This is a genomic window from Streptomyces sediminimaris, from assembly GCF_047049295.1.
GTDB lineage: Bacteria > Actinomycetota > Actinomycetes > Streptomycetales > Streptomycetaceae > Streptomyces > Streptomyces sediminimaris.
Genome location: NZ_JBJWOT010000001.1, coordinates 1,265,367 through 1,288,019 on the forward strand (window position 1 = coordinate 1,265,367; position 22,653 = coordinate 1,288,019).

The 22,653-nt window shown below is 69.6% G+C and carries 32 protein-coding genes; 2 read left to right on the plus strand and 30 right to left on the minus strand.

Translation table 11 applies throughout. The features are described from left to right. Positions 1-3: 3 nt before the first annotated feature. From ACJ9NR_RS05760 to ACJ9NR_RS05875, 24 genes are all read right to left on the minus strand, one after another. Complete coding sequence (locus ACJ9NR_RS05760; RefSeq protein ID WP_412489408.1) at positions 4-1,182, minus strand: siphovirus ReqiPepy6 Gp37-like family protein; 1,179 nt, start codon at positions 1,180-1,182, stop codon at positions 4-6. After that, on the minus strand, positions 1,179-2,150 hold the full coding sequence (locus ACJ9NR_RS05765; protein WP_412489407.1) for a phage tail family protein: 972 nt from the start codon (positions 2,148-2,150) through the stop codon (positions 1,179-1,181). Before ACJ9NR_RS05765 ends, ACJ9NR_RS05760 begins: the two co-directional genes overlap by 4 nt. Then, on the minus strand, positions 2,151-4,910 hold the full coding sequence (locus tag ACJ9NR_RS05770; RefSeq protein ID WP_412489406.1) for a PspA/IM30 family protein: 2,760 nt from the start codon (positions 4,908-4,910) through the stop codon (positions 2,151-2,153). A 143-nt stretch (positions 4,911-5,053) separates the two neighbouring features. Continuing rightward, on the minus strand, positions 5,054-5,500 hold the full coding sequence (locus ACJ9NR_RS05775) for a hypothetical protein (RefSeq protein ID WP_412489405.1): 447 nt from the start codon (positions 5,498-5,500) through the stop codon (positions 5,054-5,056). A gap of 11 nt (positions 5,501-5,511) precedes the next feature. Continuing rightward, positions 5,512-6,018: a hypothetical protein gene (locus ACJ9NR_RS05780; protein WP_412489404.1), complete on the minus strand. Its 507-nt coding sequence runs from the start codon at positions 6,016-6,018 to the stop codon at positions 5,512-5,514. A gap of 2 nt (positions 6,019-6,020) precedes the next feature. Next, positions 6,021-6,500, minus strand: coding sequence for a phage tail tube protein (locus tag ACJ9NR_RS05785; protein WP_412489403.1), 480 nt, complete (start codon positions 6,498-6,500; stop codon positions 6,021-6,023). Next, on the minus strand, positions 6,500-6,664 hold the full coding sequence (locus ACJ9NR_RS05790; protein WP_412489402.1) for a hypothetical protein: 165 nt from the start codon (positions 6,662-6,664) through the stop codon (positions 6,500-6,502). The genes ACJ9NR_RS05785 and ACJ9NR_RS05790 overlap by 1 nt, the downstream gene beginning before the upstream one ends. 8 nt (positions 6,665-6,672) lie before the next feature. Then, positions 6,673-7,002 carry a hypothetical protein gene (locus ACJ9NR_RS05795; RefSeq protein WP_412489401.1) on the minus strand — a complete coding sequence of 110 codons (330 nt, stop codon included), beginning with the start codon at positions 7,000-7,002 and terminating at the stop codon, positions 6,673-6,675. Positions 7,003-7,013: 11 nt separating this feature from the next. Beyond that, complete coding sequence (locus ACJ9NR_RS05800; RefSeq protein ID WP_412489400.1) at positions 7,014-7,472, minus strand: hypothetical protein; 459 nt, start codon at positions 7,470-7,472, stop codon at positions 7,014-7,016. Beyond that, complete coding sequence (locus tag ACJ9NR_RS05805) at positions 7,473-8,294, minus strand: hypothetical protein (RefSeq protein ID WP_412489399.1); 822 nt, start codon at positions 8,292-8,294, stop codon at positions 7,473-7,475. 10 nt (positions 8,295-8,304) lie between these two features. Beyond that, positions 8,305-8,961, minus strand: coding sequence for a hypothetical protein (locus tag ACJ9NR_RS05810; RefSeq protein WP_412489398.1), 657 nt, complete (start codon positions 8,959-8,961; stop codon positions 8,305-8,307). Beyond that, positions 8,961-9,365: a hypothetical protein gene (locus ACJ9NR_RS05815; RefSeq protein WP_412489397.1), complete on the minus strand. Its 405-nt coding sequence runs from the start codon at positions 9,363-9,365 to the stop codon at positions 8,961-8,963. The genes ACJ9NR_RS05810 and ACJ9NR_RS05815 overlap by 1 nt, the downstream gene beginning before the upstream one ends. A gap of 66 nt (positions 9,366-9,431) precedes the next feature. Beyond that, positions 9,432-10,676: a phage major capsid protein gene (locus ACJ9NR_RS05820; RefSeq protein WP_412489396.1), complete on the minus strand. Its 1,245-nt coding sequence runs from the start codon at positions 10,674-10,676 to the stop codon at positions 9,432-9,434. Positions 10,677-10,746: 70 nt separating this feature from the next. Beyond that, complete coding sequence (locus ACJ9NR_RS05825; RefSeq protein ID WP_412489395.1) at positions 10,747-12,003, minus strand: HK97 family phage prohead protease; 1,257 nt, start codon at positions 12,001-12,003, stop codon at positions 10,747-10,749. After that, the gene (locus tag ACJ9NR_RS05830; RefSeq protein ID WP_412489394.1) at positions 12,003-13,331 is read right to left on the minus strand and encodes a phage portal protein; all 1,329 of its coding nucleotides are present in this window, start codon (positions 13,329-13,331) and stop codon (positions 12,003-12,005) included. The genes ACJ9NR_RS05825 and ACJ9NR_RS05830 overlap by 1 nt, the downstream gene beginning before the upstream one ends. Positions 13,332-13,560: 229 nt before the next feature. Continuing rightward, positions 13,561-15,150, minus strand: coding sequence for a terminase (locus ACJ9NR_RS05835; protein WP_412489393.1), 1,590 nt, complete (start codon positions 15,148-15,150; stop codon positions 13,561-13,563). Continuing rightward, entirely contained in the window at positions 15,113-15,394 is a 282-nt protein-coding gene (locus ACJ9NR_RS05840; protein WP_412489392.1) for a hypothetical protein, read from the minus strand. The genes ACJ9NR_RS05835 and ACJ9NR_RS05840 overlap by 38 nt, the downstream gene beginning before the upstream one ends. A gap of 300 nt (positions 15,395-15,694) precedes the next feature. Then, positions 15,695-16,135, minus strand: a complete 441-nt coding sequence (locus ACJ9NR_RS05845) for an AAA family ATPase (RefSeq protein ID WP_412489391.1) — start codon at positions 16,133-16,135, stop codon at positions 15,695-15,697. Positions 16,136-16,153: 18 nt separating this feature from the next. Continuing rightward, positions 16,154-16,510 (minus strand): DUF6221 family protein, encoded by a 357-nt coding sequence (locus ACJ9NR_RS05850; protein WP_412489390.1) that lies wholly within the window; start codon positions 16,508-16,510, stop codon positions 16,154-16,156. 56 nt (positions 16,511-16,566) lie between these two features. Then, positions 16,567-17,118, minus strand: coding sequence for a hypothetical protein (locus tag ACJ9NR_RS05855; protein ID WP_412489389.1), 552 nt, complete (start codon positions 17,116-17,118; stop codon positions 16,567-16,569). A 2-nt stretch (positions 17,119-17,120) separates the two neighbouring features. Beyond that, on the minus strand, positions 17,121-17,375 hold the full coding sequence (locus ACJ9NR_RS05860; protein WP_412489388.1) for a hypothetical protein: 255 nt from the start codon (positions 17,373-17,375) through the stop codon (positions 17,121-17,123). A gap of 252 nt (positions 17,376-17,627) precedes the next feature. Next, on the minus strand, positions 17,628-18,167 hold the full coding sequence (locus ACJ9NR_RS05865) for a hypothetical protein (RefSeq protein ID WP_412489387.1): 540 nt from the start codon (positions 18,165-18,167) through the stop codon (positions 17,628-17,630). 1 nt (position 18,168) lies between these two features. Further along, positions 18,169-18,456 (minus strand): HNH endonuclease, encoded by a 288-nt coding sequence (locus ACJ9NR_RS05870; protein ID WP_412489386.1) that lies wholly within the window; start codon positions 18,454-18,456, stop codon positions 18,169-18,171. A 156-nt stretch (positions 18,457-18,612) separates the two neighbouring features. Continuing rightward, positions 18,613-19,335 (minus strand): DNA-methyltransferase, encoded by a 723-nt coding sequence (locus ACJ9NR_RS05875; RefSeq protein WP_412489385.1) that lies wholly within the window; start codon positions 19,333-19,335, stop codon positions 18,613-18,615. A 112-nt stretch (positions 19,336-19,447) separates the two neighbouring features. Here ACJ9NR_RS05875 and ACJ9NR_RS05880 point away from each other — a divergent pair, with 112 nt between their 5' ends. Beyond that, positions 19,448-19,684 (plus strand): hypothetical protein, encoded by a 237-nt coding sequence (locus ACJ9NR_RS05880; RefSeq protein WP_412489384.1) that lies wholly within the window; start codon positions 19,448-19,450, stop codon positions 19,682-19,684. Positions 19,685-19,694: 10 nt separating this feature from the next. Then, on the plus strand, positions 19,695-20,297 hold the full coding sequence (locus tag ACJ9NR_RS05885) for a hypothetical protein (protein WP_412489383.1): 603 nt from the start codon (positions 19,695-19,697) through the stop codon (positions 20,295-20,297). A 4-nt stretch (positions 20,298-20,301) separates the two neighbouring features. Here the strand turns inward: ACJ9NR_RS05885 and ACJ9NR_RS05890 are convergent, their stop codons facing one another. The 6 genes from ACJ9NR_RS05890 to ACJ9NR_RS05915 form a co-directional block, all read right to left on the minus strand. Continuing rightward, positions 20,302-20,538 (minus strand): hypothetical protein, encoded by a 237-nt coding sequence (locus tag ACJ9NR_RS05890; RefSeq protein WP_412489382.1) that lies wholly within the window; start codon positions 20,536-20,538, stop codon positions 20,302-20,304. 3 nt (positions 20,539-20,541) lie between these two features. Further along, a complete protein-coding gene (locus tag ACJ9NR_RS05895) occupies positions 20,542-20,940 on the minus strand; it encodes a hypothetical protein (protein ID WP_412489381.1) in 399 nt (132 codons plus the stop codon). Positions 20,941-21,117: 177 nt separating this feature from the next. Next, entirely contained in the window at positions 21,118-21,507 is a 390-nt protein-coding gene (locus ACJ9NR_RS05900; RefSeq protein WP_412489380.1) for a hypothetical protein, read from the minus strand. Between the two features lie 161 nt (positions 21,508-21,668). Beyond that, the gene (locus tag ACJ9NR_RS05905) at positions 21,669-22,040 is read right to left on the minus strand and encodes a hypothetical protein (RefSeq protein WP_412489379.1); all 372 of its coding nucleotides are present in this window, start codon (positions 22,038-22,040) and stop codon (positions 21,669-21,671) included. Between the two features lie 157 nt (positions 22,041-22,197). After that, a complete protein-coding gene (locus ACJ9NR_RS05910; protein WP_412489378.1) occupies positions 22,198-22,413 on the minus strand; it encodes a hypothetical protein in 216 nt (71 codons plus the stop codon). 12 nt (positions 22,414-22,425) lie between these two features. After that, on the minus strand, positions 22,426-22,572 hold the full coding sequence (locus ACJ9NR_RS05915; RefSeq protein ID WP_412489377.1) for a hypothetical protein: 147 nt from the start codon (positions 22,570-22,572) through the stop codon (positions 22,426-22,428). Between the last annotated feature and the right edge of the window lie 81 nt (positions 22,573-22,653).

The window sequence follows — 22,653 nt, forward strand, 5'->3', positions numbered from 1 at the left end:
GCGTTACCTCGCTTCCAGTCGGCCGAGCCTGCGGGCCAGATCACGCACGACGCGCACCATGGCCGTGGTCGTGCTCTTGTCGGAGTCGCCGATCACGGTGGTGACCAGCTCGCCCTCGTCGGGGGTCGCCTCGAGGCGGATCGTCTGCACGATGTCCGCGATCTCCAGGCCCGTCGGCAGGGCGATCGTGACCCGGTCGCCGAGGCCGTAGTCCCGGCCGGCCTTCAGGTCGGGGGTGTCGACGGTCACCGTCGACAAGCTCGCCTGCGGGTTGTCGTCGCCGAGGGCGAGCGTGCCGGCCTGGGTGAGCTCGCCGTTGGAGTCGTCCGCGGTGCCGGTCTGCTCGACGAGCTTCTCCACCCGATACCAGTCGGCGGCCGCGCCGGAGGCGACCTCGACGTAGACGCGGACGTTCGCCGGTGTCGCGGTCTCGGCGGGGTCGTTGCCTCCCTGCACCAGCTCCGATGTGGCCAGCGGAGCCCCCATGGTGAACCCGACGCTGCGCAGGTTGCCCAGGCCCTTGGAGAACCGCGCGGTGCCGGTCCGGTCCGTCGGCGCGTACACACCGAATTTGATCTGCCCGGCGTCCTGCCTGGTGCGGAAGCCGAGGCCGCCGCCGCCCGCGGCCACGGTCCGGCAGGCGTCCAGCAGCGCCTGAAACCGCGTGGAGATGCTGGTGGTGCTGCCGACGCCGGCGACGTCGTCGAGGACGAGCTGTTCGATCTGCCGGGACGATAGGGCGCCGGGCCCGCAATTCTCGTTCACCAACGTGCGGATGATCGTCTCAGCGTTGGTGCTGGTGATGCTGCGCACCTCGTCGCTGGTGGTGGTCTGCGCCTCGAAGTCAGATGTCGGGTCGGGGTAGGTGAGGTAGCCGGCCACCCGCGCCAGGTCGTCGCTGAACGCCGCGGTGACGGTGCCTGGCCCGTTGTCCTGTTCGAGGTCCCACTTGTAGTTCTGCGGTTCCTCGAACGGGCCTGCGCACCAGATCGAGTTGTCCCGTACTACGACCAGGCGGTTGCCGGGTTGCAGGAGCTCCACGGTGGACGGCCACGCTGGCAGCGTGATGGAACCCGAGGCGGGCTTGTTGAAGTTCAGGTCGCAGGACAGCTTGGTCCACTTGGGGATCGGGTCGCCGAGGACGTTGAGGTTGCGGTCGGTGACCAGCAGTTGGATCGTCATGCGGTCTCGTACCTCGGGTGGAAGACGAGGTCGACGGCGCTGCCCGCTGCGGCGCCGTCGAGCTGGAAGGTGACCGGCGTCTGGCCCGGGGGCAGGGACCACAGCACGGCCGTAGGGAAGTTGAGGCCGGCCACGAGGTTCTCGCCGGTGCCGGAGCGCACCCGGGGCGGGTCGGTGGACACCGTCACCGTTTCCCCGGCCAGCAGCGCGCCGTGCGCGGTGGCCGTCATGTCCAGGGCGAAGGACTCGCCGGTGTCATCCCGGGTGAACGTGATCAAGCTGGCGGGCCCGGTGATCCGCCACTCCGGCCATACCTCGACGTCGCCCGGGTTGGTGACCGTGGTGGCGCCCAGCACCTGCGACGACGACACCGTTGGGTACGGGGTGAGGTAGTCGACCGGGGACCCGGTCTCCCGGTGCACGGTGACCGGTTCGGCATCCACCCAGTAGGGGTCTTCGCACCACAGCGTGAGGACCGCGCTGTCCCAGGTGATGCCGGTCGCCGTCTGCCCGCGGCCGTCCCAGCCGCTGGAGTAATAGACGGCGATGGTGCGCACCCGGCCGTCCGGGCGGGCCACCTCAAGCGTGCCCGGGCTGAAACTGCCGTCCGCCTGCTGGCGCAGCGTCCTGGTGAACGCCTGGGCGAGGGCCCGCCAGTTGTTCGTGAACTGCTGGTGGTCGGCGCCCTTGACCAGCAGCGGCCACACGATCGTGCGGGGCTGCGGCTGCACGTACCGCAGCCGCGCCCCGCCCCGCGGGTGCGCATCCGACGTCAGCGTGTACGGGGCCGCGCCGAGGCCGGAGACGCCCTCGGCGAGGGTGTACCAGTCGGCGGTCAGGTCGGTCATCGGCCACCGTGTGCCGGTCGGGTCGATGTACGTGATGACCGCAAAGCCGATCTCCGGCACCTCGATGGGCGGGGTGGTCGGCGCTGGCGGGGTGGTGACCGCCGCTGTGATCAGGGGCATCTACTCGGGCCTCCCCACACGCTGGCGCGCCTCCTCCTGCCGCTGCAGCAGCTGCAGGTCCTCCACGCTGATCACCGACGCCCGCGGGTACACGTTGTACGTGACCGCCGGCCGGTCGCTTCCTCCGGCCGAGACCGTGGCCGAGTCGGGCACCGCCGGCAGACCGGCCCGAGGCGCCGCCCTGCCGACGGGCAGAGCACCGTTGTTCAGGGCTTCCATGAACTTCAGCCCGTACTTCTGGACACTCGCCGCCTTGACGACGTACTCGCCGTTGGAGCCCCACAGCAGGACGCTGTCGGACGTCGCGGTACCGGGCCCCATGATGTGGCCGCCGCCCGGGAAGCCGGGGATGGGCCCGCCGTGCGCGCGGTGCAGCAGGCCGCCGGTGGCCATGTGGTGCGGGGTCGCATAGTTGGTGTAGATCCACGTCGTCGCCGAGTAGCCGTCGAGGTTGTTCAGGGCGTCCTTGGCGATGCGGATCTTCCGCTCCAGGTCGGCGATGGTCGCCCGCACCTGCGCCCGGCGCGCGTCCGGCACCGACCGCAGCTGCCTCCTGGCGGTCGCCAGCTTGGCCTGCAGGTCCTGCAAGTTCCCCTTCAAGTAGGCGGTCTTGTTGGGGGTCTTCAGGATCTGGTCGGCCAGTGCCTTGGCCTGGGCGCGCGTGAGGCCCATCGCCTCGGCGGACTTGATGAACGCGGCACGGCCCCGCTGGTAGATCGAAGAGACCTCCGACCAGGAGGCGCCGGACTCGCGTGCGCTGGCCGTGGCCGAGTCGGTCTTGGCCGCCAGGTCCGAGAGGGCCTGGGCTGCGGCCCGCTGCTTGTCCGTGTTCGTGACCAGCTTGCCGCCCTGCATGTCGAGGACGCCGGCGTTGTCCTTGGCGGCCTTCGACGCGGCGTCGATGGCGGCCTCGAACCCGATCTGCCCATCCAGGGCGGACCGCTGCACGTCGTTGAGCGCCTGGATCGACTGCCTCAACCCATCGGCGCTCTGCTTCTGCGCGTCGAGCTGCGCCTGCACGGTCTGGGCCTGGGTACCGAACAGCCCCATGGACTCAGCGGCGAGCTGCTGCTCGAGGGCCTGGCCCGCGAGGGCGTCCCGGTAGTCGTCGAGCTGGCCCTCAACCTCCTTCGCGGAGAAGCCCTGTGCCTTGAGCTTCTTCATGACGTGGTCCAGGGCGGCCGCCGCTAGGTCGGCCTGCCCGCTGGACACGAGGTTGGCGAGGGCCTTGTCGACGGCGTCGATGTCCTCCTTGGCGTTCTTCACCGGGGTGGAGTCCGTGCCGAAGAAGCTGATGATCGACTGCTGGAACTGGTCCAGGCCCTTGGGGTCGATCGCCTTCTGGAAGGCGTCTCCGAGCCCGGACAGGTCCTTGCCGAAAGTTCGTGCCGCCTCGCCGGTCACCTTGCCGGTCTCGGCGAGGCTCTTGAGGGACGTGGTCAGTTTGTCGACGTCCGGCTTCGGTTTCTGGCTGTGGCTGGACAGCTCGGTCAGCGCGACGAGCAGCAGCCCGAGACCGGTGCCGGCGACGGCCAGTTTCGCCCCGCGGGACAGGCCGCCGATCGCCGCCGTCACTCCAGCGAGCCGGGTCGGCGCGGCGGCCGCCGCGGTGTTCATCGCCGCGACCTGCGTGGCGATCGCGAGCATGGCGGCCTTAGCCGCGTCCGCACCGACCGCGGCCAGGCGCACGGCCTTGATGGCGATGGCCAGTTGCAGGATGGTCGCGATCGCGTCGGGCGGCACCGCGGCCACGATGTCGGACAGCACGTTGACGACGTCGAGCATGCCGACGCCCACGTCGGATCCGGCCTGCAGCACGTTCAGCAGAGCGTCGCCCAGGTTCTGCAGGGTCTCCCATACGGCGGGCCCGTTGGCGCGCGCATAGTCGAGGAACGTGCTGAACCCGGAGTTGTCGTACTCGCCGGCGTTGAGCTTGGCCAGGAAGATGTTCAGCTCGTCGACCGCGTGGTCCATCGTCGTGTCGGCGAAGTCGGTGAACTTGCCGGTGACCTTGTCGAAGCCGGGTGTCTCGATGGCTCCGCCAAGCTCGGTGACGAGCCGGTCGAACTGAGCTGAGGCGCCCTTGACCAGGCCGCTGGTCTTGGGCAACAGGTCGTTGGCGATGGCGACGCCCTTGTTGAACGGGCCCATCACATCGCCCGCAAGGGAGTCCGACCAGTGCTGGAAGTTGTCGCGCAGCAGCCCCACCGCGACCGCGGCCTGCCGGGTCGCGGGCGGCATCTTGTCCAGCTGCTGCTGATAGGCGACCTGGGCCTTGATCGCCTCTTGCGATGTGGCGCCGCTGGTGCGGACCGCGTCCTCGTACTTGGTCTGCGCGTCGACCGCGTCACTGATCGCCGTGATCTGGGGCTTGAGCGCCACGCCGTAGGCGACGGCTGCCACGGCCACGGCGCCGAGCTGACCGGCCAGTACGCCCGCCGAGTTGGCCAGGGCGGCTGAGGCGGGGATCGCGGCCGGGGCCAGGCTGATCAGGTTGGCCCTCAGCGACTCACCGAGCTTCTCGCCCGCCTTCGACATCTCGTCGAATCGGCCGCGGACCTGCCCCGTCCGGTCGTCGAGACGGCGCTGGGCATCGGCGGTCGACAGAAGGTTGCCCTGCAGGTCCCTCAGCCGGCCGTCGGCGTCTCCGGTGATGCCGGCCATCCGCAGCCGGAGCCGGTCGCTCGCGTCGGCGGTGTTGTTCAGGACCCGGCTGAGTTCGTCGCGTCCGGCGAGGGTGAAGGTGAGGCGCGCTGGCACGACGGCTCACCCCCTTAGTCATCTGGTGGCCGCGTGCCGGTCGATCCACGCGACCAGGCGCAGGAACCGGTCCGGGGACAGGCGGTCGAATTCGCTGGGCTGCATGTGCAGGTGGTGGAAGAACAGCGGTTCGTACTGTTCGATCAGGCCGCGGAGTCCTCCCGGCCCGCTGCCAGGTGGCCTTTTCCCAGCGCGTCGAGCGCGGCGTCGACGTCGGCCCGGTTCTGGGCGAGGCTGTAGAGATGCGGCAGCATCGCGTTGATGGACGCGTCCTCGTTGTTGGCGAGCGCGGTCTGGACGAGGTTGTCGAGGATGTCGTCGATCTCGAATCGCTCGATGCGGCACCGCATGCGCCGCTTCCACCCGGGCACGTCGAACTCGCTGAACTCCAGCTTCGGTTCCGTACGCCGGCGGAACACCCACAGGACGGCACGCATGGCCGTGGGGCGCTGGCCGCGGAGCTGGTCCTCGATGAACCGCCACGGGGTGTCGCCCATGGCCTCCTCGATGGCGGCCGCTTCGAGCGCCGACAGGTCGTCGGTGGTGTACCGCTCCTCGGTGCCGTCGTCCTGCACGTAGGTGATGATCATCCGTGTCCTTCTCACTGGAGGTCTCGGCGGACGTCGCCGAGGACCCGTTCCACTTCGGCCCGCATCCGCGGGGTGCCGTCCTGAATCGTCTTGGACCACCAGCCCGTGGGGCGCGCCCACTGCGTCGTCCACCGCTTGCGGTTGCCGAACACCGGATGCCTGACGCGGCCCTGCTCGATGACCCACGGCATGTTCCGCAGGTCCTCCGGCAGCCGCGTCTTGTCCAGCCACACCCGGGCGCCCGGGCTGGCCCCGGAGCGGACGCTGATACGCACGGCGCCCGCCAGCGTGGCCCGCAGCGGCCGCGTGGTGGGCGAGGGCCCGCCGCGTACCTTGCGGCCTGAGCCGGGCAGCTGCACGGTGCGGATCGCCTGCTGCAGGTCACGGTGCAGCGGCTCGGCGGCCCGGCGGATACGGCGGGCGGTGTTGGCCCGCAGCCGCGGCCCGCCCGCCGCACGCAGCCGCCTCGACAGCTCCAGCAGCTGGCCCGTACCGAGGATCTGCACACTGCCCGGCATGATCAGGCCGGGATGGTGACGTTCTCGGCCGGCTCGCTGGTGATCGCGAACTGGGCCATGATCTGCGCCGCCTGGTCCAGCTCGCGGACCTTGGCCTGCGAAGTGACCGTGACCGGGTAGACGTCCATGGTCTGCCCGGCGACATCGCCCTCGTCCATCCACACGATGAACCCGACGTCCTCCCTGTTCAGCAGGGTGCGGACGTCGTCGCCGTCCTTCGACGCCCAGAACGTCAGCGACGAGTCGGCGGCGGTGATCTCACCGCCCACGACCGGCGTGAACCGCGAGCCGAGCGCCGGCGTACCGACGGTGGCCGACGTGGTCTGCCAGCCGCCCATCGCCCCGGTCTCGCCCTCGAGCGCCGTACCCGCGTCGAGCTCCACGCGGGTCGGCGCGGCCTTGCTGGCGATCGTCGGTACCCACAGCACCTTCGTCGTGCCGCGCCGGTAGTAGCGGACGCTGGCGTTGATCGGAGTCGCCATCAGCTCTCATCTCCTGTCTGCCGACGGCGCCTCGCCGCCTTGGCCTTGGTGGTCTTCTGGGGTCGCTCCTGGGCGAGCTGCCAGCCCGACGCCCGGTAGTGCGGCACCGATGCCTCGTCGACCTCGATCGGCTGGTCCGGCAGATCGGGGTGCGTCAGCGTCACGCGGGCCATCAGACCGGCACCCGGACGACGGCCACGGTCACCGACGTGACCGCGTCGTAGGTGATCGCGGCCAGGCCCGTGGACGGGTCGCGGTAGTCGTTGGTGACGGGGATCGCCTCCTCGGCGCCGGCCGCCACGGTCACCGCGCGGTCGGCGATCGCCAGGCCGTTGACGGTGCCCGGGGTCGCCAGGGTCACCGTGTGGCTGGAGGCGTCGTCGTTTCTCACCAGCAGCAGGACGCCTGCCCCGGTCTGGCAGGTGTCGCCGCCGCCGGCCGCCGCGGTGTAGGCCACGGCTGCGCCGGTCAGCCCCACCACGGTCGTCGAGAGTGCAGCCATCTCGTTTCTCCTTACGTGAAGGCGCGGCCGGCCACTGTCAGCAGCAGCACTGCCTGGACGCCGTCCTCGGTCTGGTCCTGGACGAGGCGTGTGGCCTCGATGCCGGCCTCGAGTGAGCGCAGTCCGATGCTCGGCTCGGCGCGGAGCCAGCCCTCGACGACCGCGCCGATCGCGTACGCCTGCTTGCGGGCCTTGGACACGTCGGTGTCGCCACGCCCGGCGATGGCTGCCACCGTCACCTGGAAGGTCTCTTCGCGGCCGGTGCTGAGGTCGGACCAGCCGCCCACGGTCTGTGCCGCCTGGAAGTCACCTTCGGGGTCACCGTCGAAGCCGACGATCAGCCAGTCCTGTGCGCCCTGCTCGGTCACTTCCGGGCCGTCCGTGACGACGACTCCCATGGCCTTGAGGCCGCTGTCCGTCTTGCCACGCGCGACCAGCGCCTCGATCACATCGGGTACTCGGGATGCCATTTACGCCATTCCTGGGGGGAGTCGGTCCGGGCCCAGCAACTCCAGGGCCCGGTTCGGGACGGCGAAGCCGAGGCCGGGAATCGGCTCGGTCACCGAGTAGTCGTCGCCACCACCGGCGAGACCGCCGCGGCGGCCGGAACGCTGGGTCCGCCACAGGTGCTGAAAGATGACCCGCGCGCAGCCGGTGATGTTCTCCGTGACGATGGGGCGGCCCGCGCTGTAGGTCGCACGCAGGGGCCCGTAGAGCAGGCCACCGTCCTTGCGTTGCACGATGCCCGTGTCGCCGTCCAGGTCGAGCGTGGCGGCGTCGTAGGACGGTGCGCCATCAAGGACAGCGACCAGGCTCGTGAGCGCGAGCGCGGGTACCTGGCGCAGCGCCAGCTCGTGCACGCACCTGACGTTGTGTTTCTCGGTGACGGCCCGTACGACGATCGGGCCTGCGAAGAACTCCACCGCACGCGTAGTGGCGTTGATCCAGAACCGGATCTCGTCGTCTTCGTCCGAGCCACTGTTGTTGATGTGGTTCTTCGCGTCGGCCAGGGACAGCACCGGTGGTGGAGCCTCGGGCCACACGTCGAAGACGTCTGTGTAGGCGTGGGCCGGGTTGCTGAACACCCACCGCACCGTGTGCCGACCGGGCGCCGTGGTGACGTAGTCAGCCTGATAGGTGCCGACCGTTGCGGTCTCCTCCGCCGCCGGAGTGGCTGTGGTGCCGTCCGGCAGGGTGACCGTCACGGTGGCGGTGCCAGCGGTAGCGGCCGTGCCGCCCGGGTCACGGCACTGGGCGATCAGGCGCGCGGTCGAACCGAGATTGAACGGCACGGCTCACCTCCTACCAGTCGCGTGTCTCGGGCGTCTCGGCACTGCCCCCACCACGGGAGAAGTCCGCGGCCTTCTCCGCCTGCAGCTGGCCACCCGCGGCGGCGTCCCGGGCCCGCGCCGCTTCGAGGACCGCCTCCCGGTTCTTCGCGATGCCGGCACGGTTCTCGCCCTCGGATGCCTCGATGTTCAGCACGCGCAGGGCCTCCTGTTCTCCGACGGTGTCGAGGTAGGCGAGGACTTCCTTGTTGGTGTGCTCGCGCGGGTCGAACGCCGCTGCCGGCGCTTGCCCGTCCTCGTTCGCGGGTTCCTCGTTCTCGAGGTCAGCCGGATCCACCGGCACCGGTGACTCGCCGCCACCGCTGGCGGCCGGGGCGGGCCGCCGTACCGTGACCGACCAGCGAGACCAGGACAGGCCGTCCTCTTGGCCGTCCGGCGGCTCGATGTCTTCCACCGCGTCGAGGACCTCGAGTTCCAGGCCGTCCTCGTCGATGACCCGCGGGATGCGGCTGCCCCCGGCGACCTGCTGCGCCGGTTCGTGGTCGGCGAGGACGGCGCGGTGCCCGTCCGCCCAGCCGGCCGCCTCCTCGTCCGACACGTCGACCACGTCGCCGGGCGCCCACGAGAAGTCGGCCCCGGCGATCGCTTCCAGCACTCGGATCCGTGCCATCAGCTGCGCACCACCGGGGCCACGCGCGGGTTGGCGAGCACGACGTGTGCGCCGTACACGCCACCCGTGGCCGGCGAACCGGTCACCGTCGTGACGACCCGCAGATAGCGCTTGGAGCCCTTGTAGCCGATCTCGTACACGGTCTGGTCCGTGGCCGAGGTCACGGCGGGCTCGGTGCCCTGCAGGTGCTCGTCGGCGACCGCCGACCAGGTGGTGTCGTCGTCGGACTCCTGCACCTCGAAGGTGTGCGTGCCGTCCGTCACGGTTCCGACCGGGATGGCGACCAGGGCGTCCTGGAACAGGTTGTCCCCGGCCCGGTCCACGGTGGTGCCGTTCGTCGACGCCGTGTACGCCGCCGGGGTGAGAGAGCTCAGCGTGAGCAGGTTGTTGTACGCGTCCTTCACGACGCGCTCCTTCCTGGGAATGCCGACGGGCCCAGGGTCAAGTCCTGGGCCCGTGGGCGGGGTTGGTCAGACGGCCGAGTGCTGGTACAGGCGGATCGCGGACGAGTCCTGAATCATGCCGTCCAGGCGGGAGAAGCCGAGGAACGCGACCTGCAGCTTCTCCGCGTATCGCTCCGTCAGGCGCAGGGTCTGGATCTGCTGGACCTGGCGGATGACGTAGCCCGCGCGGAAGTCGCCGAACGCGATGGTCTTGGCGGACGCGGCCGGGGTCGGCATCGAGTTGTCGAGGGTGTACTCGAACCCGTTGATCGTGGCCGGGAAGCCCGGCGCGGGGATCGGCACCCACAGGGGACGCTGCTGGCTGTCCTTCAGCTTGCGGATCACCTTGAGCGTGTTGTCGTGCATCAGGTACCGGCCGTTGGGCCGGTACGCGCTGTCGACGCTGTGCTCGAGGTCGATCAGGTCGTCGTAGATGAGCGAGGTGGTCTGGCCGTTCGCGCCCTGCTTGCCGACCACGGCGCCGGTGGTCAGGCCCTCGGGCTGGTCGACGCCGGTGCCGGTGGTCCAGGCCCGGGCGGCGCGGCGGCCGATGCGCTCGCCGAGCTTCTTCGGCACCCAGGAGTCGAGCGGGAACACGGAGTCCTGCAGGAGAGACATCGACAGCTTGACCTGCTTGGAGCTGAAGATGTACGCCTTCAGCGTCCGGCCGCCGACGTTGATGTCCTGCTCGCCGGCCGCCTCGTTCTCGCCGAGGATCTCGCCCTCGTTGTCCGTGTCGTCGTTGGTCGGCCACTTCAGGTCGGCGCCGGTGCCGGTCGGGATGACCTCGGCCAGACCGAGCAGGCCGCCGAAGGCCTTCATCGTCTCGGTCATGATGTTGCGGAACTCGTCCGGGACTACGAAGCCGCCCGCGGTGTCGATGTTCCCGCCCATCGCGCGCAGGTCGACCTCGTTGTCCATCATCAGGTTCCGCTGGTCCGGGGTGAGCCGGTCCATGCCGCCGCGCAGGTAGCGGCCGAAGGCCTCGCTGTAGCGCTTGGCCTTCTCCTCGGAGTCGTCGCCCCTGCGGCCCCCGGGCTCGCCGGTGGTGGTGACGACCTGGTCGCGGTCGATCTTGTCGAGGGAGGCCATCTTGTTGAGACGCTCGATGTCTCCGGACACCTCGGTCAGCCGCGCTTCCGCGGCGTCCCAGTTGGCGCGCTCCTCTGCCGTCCAGTCCCGGTTCTCCCGCTCGGCGAGGGACTGGATGTCCTGCATCCGCTGCCAGATGGTGTTCTGCTCTTCGATGAGCCGGGTGAGCTGCACGCTCATGCTCGGTTTCCCTTCAGACATGGCGAAGGCCCCCACACCAGCGGTGCAGGGCCTTCGGGTGAGTACTTGGTTACGAGCGGGACGTGGGCAGCCCGTAGCGGGCTGCCAGGCCCCTCATACGGAGTGCGCGCGCATCTCGGTCGCTCCGAGTGGTCTCTGCCGGCTCGGTGGCGGCCGGGGCCGCGGCGGGCTCCGGTGTGCTGGTCTCGCGAGTGGACTCACCCGGCTCGCTGCCAACTGCCTTCAGTTCGGGGGCCTTCAACCCGGCGTCCTTCAGGTGCCGGGCCAGGTGCTTGTAGACCGCCTGGCGGTCTTCGTCGGGGATCGTGGTCCCGCCACGGGCGCCGTTGAGGACGCCGATGCCGGTGGTGCACGCGGTCGTCGAGGCGGCGCCCACGTTGCCGTCCATGTCCACGAAGTGGTGGATGAACCGGTACGACGACTTGGCGTCCGGGTCGCCATCGGGGTCAACCCAGGCGTACGCCATCCGCAGCGCGGACTCCTCCGAGGGGAGATCCTTCACGTTGGCCGGACCGTCCCACGCCGCGTCCGAGGTGTCGGTGGAGTGCACGGGCATCGCGCCGCGGTCCTCGAGGACGTCCTGCCGGACGCTCTGGCCGGCCTCCGGTGCCGCCCCGTCCGCCGAGGAGACGGCCGCGGTCTTACCGTCGAGCAGCTGCAGCAGGTCCCGCAACTCCGGACGGAACCGGGCCCGCTGCTCGATCGCGGCCCGGTCACCGCGCTGGACGAGCGCCGAGGCGACGCTGGCGAGCTCGGCCTCCGTGTCCTCGTACGCGGGGAACGTCACCGCGGACACCTCGATCAGGCGGACCTCGAGGATGCGCCGCACCTCGACCTCGACGGTCTGACCGTCGGAGGTCTCCACCGTCTCGGTCGACCACTGGTCCTTCAGGACGTAGAACCCGAAGGACATGCCGGTGATGTTGCCGTTGCGGACGTTGGCCTTCAGGTCATTGACGTACGACAGAGCGGTATCGAGGGCCGAGTCGACCGGCAGCCCCACGGCGTCCTCGGCCAGCGACAGCGTGCCGGCCGTAACCCGCGACACCACGTAGTAGGAGTCGTGGTCGACGAGGAACCGGGCGTCGCCTTCCTGCAGGGTCTTGGTGAACGCGCCCGGCGCGATCTCCTCGTAGAACCCCCACTTCAGGGGATTCCCGATCGCCGTGCGGGAGTTGAACTTCGCGGCGTACCCGTGGAACCGCTCATTCGCGGTGTCGCCCTCGATGGCCCGGATCACCACGTCCGCCGTCGAGAGAGGCAGGCGGCGGCGCTCCTCGGTCGTCGTCCTCGTCAGAGTCCTCATCAGAAGCCTTCCTCAGTCTCGTCAGGGGTCTGCAGCAGCCGCTGCGCCTCCGCCATCAGCGCGGCCGCCCGCGCCCTGTTCGAGCCCGCCCCCGCAGGCTGACTGCCGTCCGGAGCGAGAGGGTTGGAGCCCAGAGGGGCCATGTACATCGGCTGCAGGTGGACGTCGCCGCCCTGGCCCGCCGGCAGCGGCGGCATCTCCTCGAGCGCCCGCACGTCGTCGGCGCTGTACGCGCCGACGTCGCGCATCGCCCGGTAGTACGTCGCCCGGGCGGCGCTGTCGCCCCGCAGCAGCCCGCCCATCTGGTAGTTCGCGTACAGCGACGGCGGCAGCAGCTCCTTCGTCACCCGCTGCTCGGTCGGTGTCAGCCACGTCGGGTTGAGGTCGAAGGTCACCCAGCCTTGCGCCTGCTGCTCAAGCCCGGTGCCCCACGACGTGCTCTTCTCAGTGGACATCAGCAGGAACGGCGGCACGCCGAACATGCGGGCGATCTCGGTGACTTGGAACTGCCGCGACTCGAGGAACTGGGCATCTGTGTTCGGCATCGCCACGCTCTTGTAGGAGGCGCCGCTGTCCAGGACGGCGATCTCGTGGCTGTTGTGGACTCCGGACATCCTGGCTTTCCACCGCTGCTTGAGCCGCTCGGCCTGGTCCGGCTCCAGGCGCTGATCAGTCTGCAGCACGCCGCCGACCATGTTGCCGTTGCCGAAGAGGCGGGCAGCGCTCTTCTCGGCGGCCTGCGCGAGGCCGATGCCCTGCGCGGCCAGCCGTACGGGCGAGCAGCCGGTGAGGCCGTCGTAGCCGAGCCCGGGAATGTGGAGGATGTCGCGGGGCGTCAGGATGTGCAGGACGCCCCAGTCGTCCGTGACGTAGAACCACTTACCCGACGGGTTGCCCTCGCTGGGTTTCTCCCGGTCGACGCGCACACGGTCCGAGGAGACCGGCCACAACTCGCGGATCTGACCGGCCCCGTTGCGGACCTTCTGAATGTAGGAGTTACCCCACAGCACCCGGTACAGGTAAGCGAACCGCCACAGCTCCACCGGCGTCAGGTCCGGGTGCGGGTCGCGCAGCAGATCGAACGGCTGCTTCTCCCGGGTGCCCTCCTTGTACGTCGGCAGCGGCAGCGCCGACGACACGCCAGCGATCAGCGACACCGCCCGCCACACCGGCGACGCACGCAGCGCCGTCGTCTCCGACACCGGCATCCCGGCGTCCGACTGCACCCCACCGAGGAACTCGGTCAGCGCAGCGGAGGTGAGCGGCTGCGCCGGACTCTCCAGCCCCCGCTGCGTCCGCCCGTCGAACAGCCCGAACAGCCCACTCACTGCCCCTCACCCCCGCCCGCTTCCCCACCGCGCTGCCCCTCAGCAGCACGCCTCTCAGCCCGCGACGACGCCCGCTCGCAGGCCAGAACCCCCAGCACGCCAGCCACCACCAGGGCCCCCGGGACGCTCCACAACGCCAGCCCGGCGACCGCCACCAGGACGAACGCCACCTCCAGCACCAGCAGCCCACGACCGCCCCCACGGGCCTCCGGCTCAGCCGGTTCCTTCTTCACCACAGGTTCGGCGCCCCTTCCGGCTCGACGTCGTGGTACTGCTCCCAGCCCCACAGCGCGTAGGTCCCGGCCACCAGTGGGGACACGTCCACGCCGTCGTTACGCCGCGACCACAGCCACGCGTCGCCCACATCCCGCTTGGTCGCGCCACTCAGCGCGGTCGCCATCGGCGCCTGGTCCAGGTGCTGCAGGCTCTGGTTCTGCGTCCGGTCGTAGAACTGACCGCAGGCCTGCGTGAGTTCGCGGACCTTCGGCGCCACCACCAAGTGATCGCGGCCGCGTTCAGCGAGCTTCTTCCGCAGCAGCGGGGCCAGGGATCCGGCCGGACCGCCTTCGTCGATCACCCACGCGCACGGTGACCACTTCTCGTCCAGCTCAGCGGCGCGCTCAACGACCCAGTCCGTACCAGGCCGGTGGTCCACCACCTCGACGTGCCGCCCCTCGTCCTCGGTCCCGCCGGCCACGCTGATGGCCGACCAGGTCCGCTCCGGGGTCGTATCGATGGAGAACGCCACCGGGTCCGCGAGGCGGGACTGACGCACCCGCAGGGCACGCCACGTGGCCTCCTCGATGACCTGCCAGGTCTCCTCAACCTGCGCCGGGTAGTCACCCACTCCGAGCCGCTCACGGTCGAAAAGGTCCGGACGCATCGTCGCCAGCTCTCGCCGCACAGCCTGCACACGGATCCGGATCCCGAGCGCGGGGTTCACCCGCTGCCACGTCCGTACATCCGCCCGGTCATCGTGCTCGGCACACACAATCCGCCCGTCCTCATCCCGCGGGCACTCCCGCGCATGCAGTACGGCCGACCACTCCAGGTACGTCAGCGACTCGTCCGGCTGCGGCGAGTCCGCCAGCGCCCGGGCCCGCAACACCGCCAACTGCTCGCTCTCCTGACCGATCCCGGCGCTGCAGGTGTAGACGAGCTGCGGGTTGCGGCGAGCCGACATGATCGGCAGCAGTGCACCGATGGGCGCCGCTCGCAGCGACATGGCCTCGTCCATCACGACCAGGTCCCCGGAGAAGCCACGTCCTGAGCTGCCCGTTCGCGCCAGGAACAGGATCCGGGCGCCGTTATGGAACTCGAAACCCTCCTCGCCGTGCGCGCGGATGACGCGCTTCACGCGGCGGCTGAGGGCGTACGAGCCCTCGATCATCGTGTCCAGTCGGCGGAAGGACTCACGCGCCGTCTTGAACTCGTGCGCGGTGTGGACGACGAGCTTGTCGCCGAACAGCATGACCCCGGCCATCTGCCGGGCCTCGAGGTACCCGCCCTTGCCGTTCTGCCTGGTGACGTTCTGGACGACCTCGAAGCTGGTCCAGCGGCCCTCGTCGTCCTCGGCGAGGCTGTGATGCAGGCCGAGTTGCTGCCACGGGTCCAGGTGCAGCCCGGCGTCCGCCGCCAGCTCGATGGCTTCCTGACCGGCCGGGGACCGGAAGGCCAGCGCCTCCTGGTCCTCGACGCCGCTCCAACGGCCGGTCTCGATGCGCCGGTAGTGCGGGGTGGAGATGATCCGCGGGCTCTGGCAGCCGATCGGGTCAGGGCTGTTACGCGCTGTGGCGGGGGCGGCGAGCAGAGAGCTCATCGACGATGTCCCCCCTGTCCTTCGGCGGCGCCATCGCTCGCACTACGTGCATGGCCTGGCGCAGCTCGCGGGCGGCGGCCGCGACCTCCTTGGGGTCTGCCGACGAGTCCATGATCTTGGCGAGCCGCATGGCGGCGGCGGCCGAAGCGTTCGTCTCGGGAGATACACCGAGGTCATCGAGTTCTGCCTTCGTCGCCTTCGCGACGGCGCCCGCGCGGATGCGCTTGCCGCCGGACTCGCCCATGATCGCCTCCGATCTGACAAGCCATCACGGACAGTGACAGATTGCGATCATGACGCAGAGTGACGATAGCCCGGAGTTGATCATGGTCCATTTTCCGCTGAAGCTCGCTCCAGCGGAGAATGGACCGGCTCGGGGAGAGAATCGGGCGACAAGGGCTTTTGGGTCGCCCGCTCCTTCGCTGAAGTCTCGACCCACTCTCCCCCGCCGGCCCCCTAATGGATCATGGTCCGGCGCTCGCGTCGGCTCGCGATCGCTCAATCAGTCGCGCTGCGTGATGCTGCGGCCGACGTTGACGCTTGGTCACCAGTCACGGGACGCCTGCACCTGCACCCGCCCCGTACTGCTGCCCCGGTAGTGGCGGTACCAGCGGGTCACGACCCGGTCCATGCCGGGTGAGCGCATCGCTCGGACGCGCTCGCGCACGACTTGCTCGCCCGGGTCGACGGTGATGACCTCGGCACCGAGGCGCCGGTAGCGGGCCTGCCAGGTGGGGCTGGGCATGGTGTGGATTAGGTACACGTCGACGGTGTCGAGGTGCTTGACCGCCTCGTCAATGGCCGCGTAGCGGGCGCGGAGCGCGACCTTGCTGGCGATGGGGTCGTGGTTCCACTGGGGTGCGCCAGGGCCGGTGAGGGCGCGGGTGATGCGGTCCAGGTCGATGACGATGTCGGTGGCCCGAGCCCTCGCCTCGATCCAGCTGGACTTGCCCGCGGCCGGCGGGCCGGTGACGACGTACAGCACGCTGCGTCACCTCCCGGGTCAGGGCCGCCACTCCTCGCGGTAGCCGGGCCGGCCAGCGTAGGGCGCGGCCACCAGGCGCAGCGTCCGGCAGGGGAAGCGTTGTGGGGTGCTGCCACCGTGCGTCGGGTAGCCCCACTGACCGTCCACGCAGGCGGCACAGTCTCCATCGTTCGTGTCGTGGTGCTCGTCGAGGAGCTGCCGCACCGCGTTGAGGTGCGCCTCTGCACGAGTGGGCACGCCGCAGTTGCACGACAGCGTCTCGAACGGCACGCCGGGGGGCGCTGGGCTGAGTGTCTGGCAAGAGCGATCGTGCCAGTCGGGCAGCCCGGCCTCGTCAACGCAGGCGCGCAGGAAGGTCGCCAGGTCGTCAATCATGCTCGGAATGGCCTCACCGGTGGTGTCGGACGACGTCGGTGTGCTGCTCTGGCTCGTCAGGCCAAAGGCAGCGGCGGGCTCAAGGGCGGTGGCTCGGCCAGGCATGCCTCGTCGAGGGCCAGGCGCAGGACGTCGGCCATCGGTACGTCGACGTGGTCGGGCGTGAGTAGCCCGTCGGTCGCGGCCATCGACTGGTGCCAGAGGTCGATGATGTCCTTGCCGTCGATGGCCTCGACCCTGATGGGGTTGTGGCTGGTCTCGATGTCACAGACGGTCACGGTCTGCTCGAGGGCAGGGAGCAGGTGCTTGCGGACCAGAGCTGCGAGTGGGAAGTCCAGGGCGTTGTAGTCGATGCCGTGGGTCTCGCAGTAGTCGAGCCAGACGTCCGGGTCGTTGCCGTCGTTGAAGCCCCACTTGGATAGCAGGCAGCTGCTGAAGAGGGTGAGGTGTGGCTCGGTCGCCGTCGTCTGAGGGCTCGGGGATGACGCGTGCTGGCGGGCCGGGCAATTGAGGTTGCACCGTTCTACGCTGCAACAGCCGGGTCCACCGGGGCAGCAGCCGCACGGGCATCCTCCGACGGCTGGGCGGCCGGGCACCATGTAGCTCACGGTCACCACCTCCTCGGGTGCGGTGCGGGGCGTCCCACGCAGGTGGGGTTGTGCCATCCGAAGAGGCGGCAGGCGATGCGCCGAGGCGCGCTGTAGACGAACTCGCGCGGCTCATGCAGGGCGTAGCCGATCCATCGGCACAGGCCGCTGCGGTGCATCCACGCTGAGTTGCGCGAGGTGAGGATGCGCGGGGGCTGGGTGCGTAGGGCGTGGCGGACGCGCTGCTCGAGCTGGGCGCGGTCGTCTTCGTAGCTCACTGTGGTCCCTGCCTGGTGCTGGGCGGTTGTGTGTCCGGGCGGTAGACCTCGATGCCGTCGACGCCGGTGACGAGGAGGACCTTGATGCCGGGCAGGTGCTGCCGCAGCTGCTTGGAAGTGCGCTCGAGTTGCTGCGGCGTGGTGCGGGTGGGCAGGCGGCGATGATGGTGTCGCCGGGGCGGATGACCGTGAGGTCGCCGGCGAGATCGACGGTCACGGTGGCGGGGGCGTCGGCCAAGTGACCGGCTCCTCTCAGCGGGGTTCCTTGGCGTAGGCGTACGGTCCGGCGACGCCGGCGCTGTGGTGGTCGGCTGCGCGGAGGGCGGCGGTGAGGCGCTCGCGTGGCTTGAGGTTGAGGTGTGCGGTGGCGTGGAGGGCGCCGAGGGCGAACTCGTCACCGCAGCCGACGGCGGCGTACTGGTCGGCAGGCTCGCCTACTTGGTAGTCGCTGTGGACGGCGAAGAGGCGGCCGTGGGTGCCGACGAGGAAGGTGCCGGCCTCTTCCTGCTCGGAGTCCTTGCGGGCGAAGCCGCCGGCCTTCAGGCAGGTCCGTACGGCGTCGATGAACTTGGTGGCCATGAACTTGGCGAGGTCGCCCTCGGGGTGCGGTGCGTTGAAGGCGTGGTGGAGGAGCTGGCCCATGCGGAATGAGGTGGTGAAGCCGAAGACGTAGGGGCCGTTGGTGAAGACCTTGGGGTCGCGGCGGATGGTGAGTTGGTAGCCGCTGACGCCTGCCGAGTCGCCGGCCAGGTGGACGCGCTTGCGGTGGACGAGGCCGACGATGACGGTCAAGTCACCACCTCCGTGAGGTGCGTTGGGGCTGGCTGGTGGTCGTGCGGTTGCCGCGGGCGCTGTTGCAGCGGCGGTGCGCGCTGCGGGCGTTGGCGGGGTCGAGGAGGTCGCCGCCCTTGGACAGTGGGATGGCGTGGTCGAGGGTGAAGGCGTCTCGGTGGCGCTGTGCGGCGAGGCCGGTGATGTCGTAACGGATGTCTTCCCCGCACCACCAGCAGGGCAGTCCGAGGGCGCGCTGTGCGGTGGTGAGGCGGCGGTAGGGGCGCCCGTTGCGGATGTTGCGGGGCACGGGCACCACCTGTCTTCTGCGTGGCGTCTCGTGGCCGGGCCGTGGACGCGTGGAAGCCCCGGTGCTCGGGGCGCCGGGGCTTCCGTGTGTCTGCGGGGTTGTGTCCGGGCACGCCGGACGTGAGGCCAGGATGCGACATGATCGTGCGGAGTGCAACTACGCAGCGTGCGTTGCGGCGAGGCGGGCGCGGGCTGTCTCTGCAATCGTCGGTGACTGCTCGATGCCGAGGAAGGATCGGCTCTCGATGAGGGCGGCCTCGCCGGTCGTGCCGGAGCCGGTGAAGGGGTCCAGGACCAGTCCCCCCGGTGGGGCGATCTGTACGAGGTGGCGCATGACGGTGAGTGGCTTCTGGGTGATGTGCTGGCGCTTGGCGCCGCGTGGCTGGCTGCCGGAGAGGAAGCCGGGCAGGTAGATCGTCGGGGCGTGCCGGTAGGGGTCGCCGCGGCTGCCCCACAGTACGTACTCGCATTCGCGGCGGAAGCCGTCTTTGACGGGTCTGCTGATGGGCTTGTGCCAGGGGATGATGCCGCGCCAGGTCCAGCCGGCTGCTTGCAGGGCGTCGGAGGTGGCGGGGAGTTGGGCCCAGTCGGTGAAGACGAGGCTGCTCGCGCCGGGGCGCGCGAGGCGGTAGGTGTCGGCGAGGACGAGGCTGAGCCAGTAGGTGTAGCCGCGTTGGTCTCGGTTGTCGCCGTCGAAGTCGGGGAGGGTGTGGCGGGCGTCGCCGCTGACGTACTTGCCGCGGGCGGTGTCGGAGCGTCGGGCTGCGTTGGTGCGGCCGCCGCTGTTGTAGGGCGGATCGCAGATCACAGCGTCTACGGGCGTAGTGAGGGTGGCGAGGAGGGCGAGCGAGTCGCCGGTGTGAAGCGTCCAGGTAGTCATGATCAAGAGTGAATCGATCGCACGTTCTATGGAATAGGGTCAACGTCCAGCTTGGTCACAGATTTGACACTCGGCGCACGGCGCACAGGGCGCGCGGGTCACAATCGCGCTCATGTCAGGCACCAGTGAAGCCAGGAGCGGCTGGAGACCGAGCCGCACAGTGAAGATCGTTTCCGTCCTGCTGTTGCTGATCGTGTGGACGGCGATGGCGAACTCGTGGACGGACAAGGGGTGCTCGTTGCCTCAGGGGTACGCGTTCGTGATCAGTCACGGTGGGAGCCCGGACCGGGATCAGGGCTGTGAGGACGAGCCGGGTGGGCCGGCGTACACCGACCAGTACTACGGCTGAGAGCGCGGACGTGGACGCGGGAGACCTGGCGACCTGGGTGGGGTCGTGCTTTGCCGCCGTCGCGGCCGCGGCGACGCTGTGGACGCTGAAGAGCCAGCGCGATCAGATCACCGAGCAGCGTCATTTCATCGGCGAGCAGTCGGCCACCATGGCGCTCGAGCGCGCTGAGTTGCGGGCTGCGGCGGAAGACCGGAAGTGGTCGCAGGCCCGGCAGGTGGCGATGGAGCAGAGCAAGGCGGGTGGATCCCCTGACGGGTATGGCGGCCTCAACGGTGACCATGATCGGTGGGACGTTACGGTGCAGAACGGAAGCGACGCGCCTCTGCATCAGTTACAGGTGCGGTTCGGTGACTCTTACACCGCAACGGATGCGTGGGAGTGGCCGCATTACGACCACTACGTGCGTGGCGCATCAGCCCACGGAGACCGGCTGGCCTTGCCCGTGTTCCTCCTGGGCCCAGGCAGGGCCGTCCGGATGGAGTCCCAGAGGTTGACGCCGGCGACCGTGCACAACAACCGTCCCATGCTGTTCTTCACGGACGACAACGGCGTGCGGTGGTCGCTGGACTCACACGGGAAGCTCGAGGAGCAGCCGCCGGACGACGCTGCGTGAGTGGTCACTCCGGTAGGGGGCCGGGCCGGAAGGCTTGGGCGATCATGGCGTAGTGGGCGGCGAACTCGAGCTGCCTGCTGCTGTTGATCGCGGAGTCCAGGGTCTCGGCTCGGGCGAGGAAGGCGCGGGTGCGCTGCAGGCAGTAGGCGCGCATCTCCTCGTCAGTGGCGCTGGCGAAGTCGAAGTCCTCCGGTGGGGCTTCAGTGAACTCTGGGCGGTTCCAGGGTCTGCGTGTGCTCATCGGTCATCCCGTCTGCGTCTTGTGGTAGCTGCGGCGTCCCTCGAGGGCCTTGGTGGCGGTGGCGCCGTACCAGTGGTTGGTGCCGCCGTCGGTGGCGTCGGGTTGGGGCCAGCGGCCACGGGTGAGGTCGGCGCGGATGGTGCCGGCGGTGATGCCGATTCCGGCGGCCTCGAGCTCGGGGGCGGTGTAGAGGCGGCGGGCCTCGAGCTCGACGGTGGGGCGCTCGATGTGGTCGCGGACGAACGCGGCGATGTCCTGGGCGGCGTATTCCTTGTACCGGCCGCGCTTGCCTGTGGGGGCGGGCCAGTGTGGGTGCTGGGACCAGGTCTTGGTGACGGTGTGGAGGCTCACGCTGTACGCGTCGGCGATCTCGGGGGTGATCAGGCGGGCCGGGTCTAGCATGGGTGGTGGATCTCCTTTGCGGAGTTTTCAACTGGTGGGGCCGACGCTCTCTCACCCCCGGGTGACCGGGGACTGCGTCGGCCCCTTCTTGTTGTGTGAGAGCGGGCGGGGCTGGGTGTTGAGAATTCCGGGAGGAGTGCCCGCCCTGGGCTGGTTGCGCGGGGCGGGCGGGTGCGGCTACGACTCGTCGTGTTCGTCGATTGCGCCGTTCTCGATCATCTCGGCGATGATCGTGAACCGGGCGATTGCGAACTGTGCCGCGTCGAGCCGCCAGGGAGCGGGTCCGGCGATCCGCCGTAGGACGAGCATCTCGTAGGCGGTGAACCATTCGAGGATGAGGTGTCCGTAGGCGGTCTTGCGGTCCTCGGAGACGGGCTCGTCATCGATGAGGTCACGCGCCCTGTCGAGCGCCATGACCGCGTCGTGGTTGGGTCCGTCCTCCCCGAGGAAGTCGGGGATGTCGACCGGGATGGGGAGGTTGAGGAGGAGTTCCCGCAGGTACTCCAGCATCCCCATGACGGTCTCCCCCAGCAGGGTGAACCGCTCCTTGTCGCCATGGTCTGCCATGGCTTCTCCTCTCTGGATTTTTCAACTGGCTGTCAGGTCCGGGGCTCTCACCCCCCGCCCTGACATCTCTAACTTTACAGCGCACACTTCTAGTTTTGCAACACTCCTCAGGGGTGGAACGAGCGCGCCCCCCGGCTGGGTACCGGGGGGCGTGGGGTGGATCAGCCAGCGTTGGCCAGGAGCCAGAGCAGGAGGGGCTCAAGTTCGCTGTCACTGCGGAGCAGGTTGACGGCGACCCCTTCGGCCCTGGTCTCCTCGTACCTCGCGGCGCAGAGCACGTAGAGGTCGATGGCCGCCAGGATGTGGATGCAGCCGGTGTACAGCTGCACCATCTGGGTCTCGCCCATCGGCTGGTCCTGGGCCAGCTTGGCCACCCGCCGGATTGCGGGGACCGCGTCGGTCGCGGGGATGTGCCGATCGGTCGGGATGGTGACGGGCACCGGGAGTGCCTGACACACCTCGATCAGGAGCGAGTACGAGACGGCGATCGAGTGGGCGAGTGCCCTCATGATCTCGTCGTCACGGTCAGCCATTGGCTTTCCTCTCTGGAGTTTTCAACTGGCTGCCAGGTGCGGGCTCTCACCCCCGCCCTGACACGTCTAACTTTACAGCACTCACTTCTAGTATTGCAACACCTTGGGGTGGTGAAAGGCCCCGGTCCTGTACGGGCCGGGGCCGGGCGCTCAGCGATCAGGCGCGCTGCCAGTCCGAGAGCCGGTCGTCGTCCCCGACGGCGGCCGTGAGCCGGAGGCCCGCGAGCTCGCCGACGGGCACACCGACCGCCTCGGCGATCTCGAGGGCCGGGTACCGCGCCGGCTCCGCCCGCTCCTCCGGCGGGACGTCGGCGACGATCTCGGCCTGGTCCCCGAACAGCAGCAGCACCTTGACGTTCACACGCTCGCTCATGAGGTGATTCTCTCAGTCCTCATCGCTGTTCTGGGGGGTGCCGGGGACGGGCTTGTCTTCGACGGGGAAGTGCCCGCCGCGCGAGGCCTGGTAGGTCGTCTCGTGGCCCTGCAGCCGCTCGTCGTCCGGGTCGATGGGCTGCTTGAATCCGAGTGCCATGATGGCGCTCTCCTGTCTCTTCGATGGGGTGGGAGAACCGGGGCGGGCCGCGCTCTTCTTGGCAGTCGGGGCGGCCCGCTC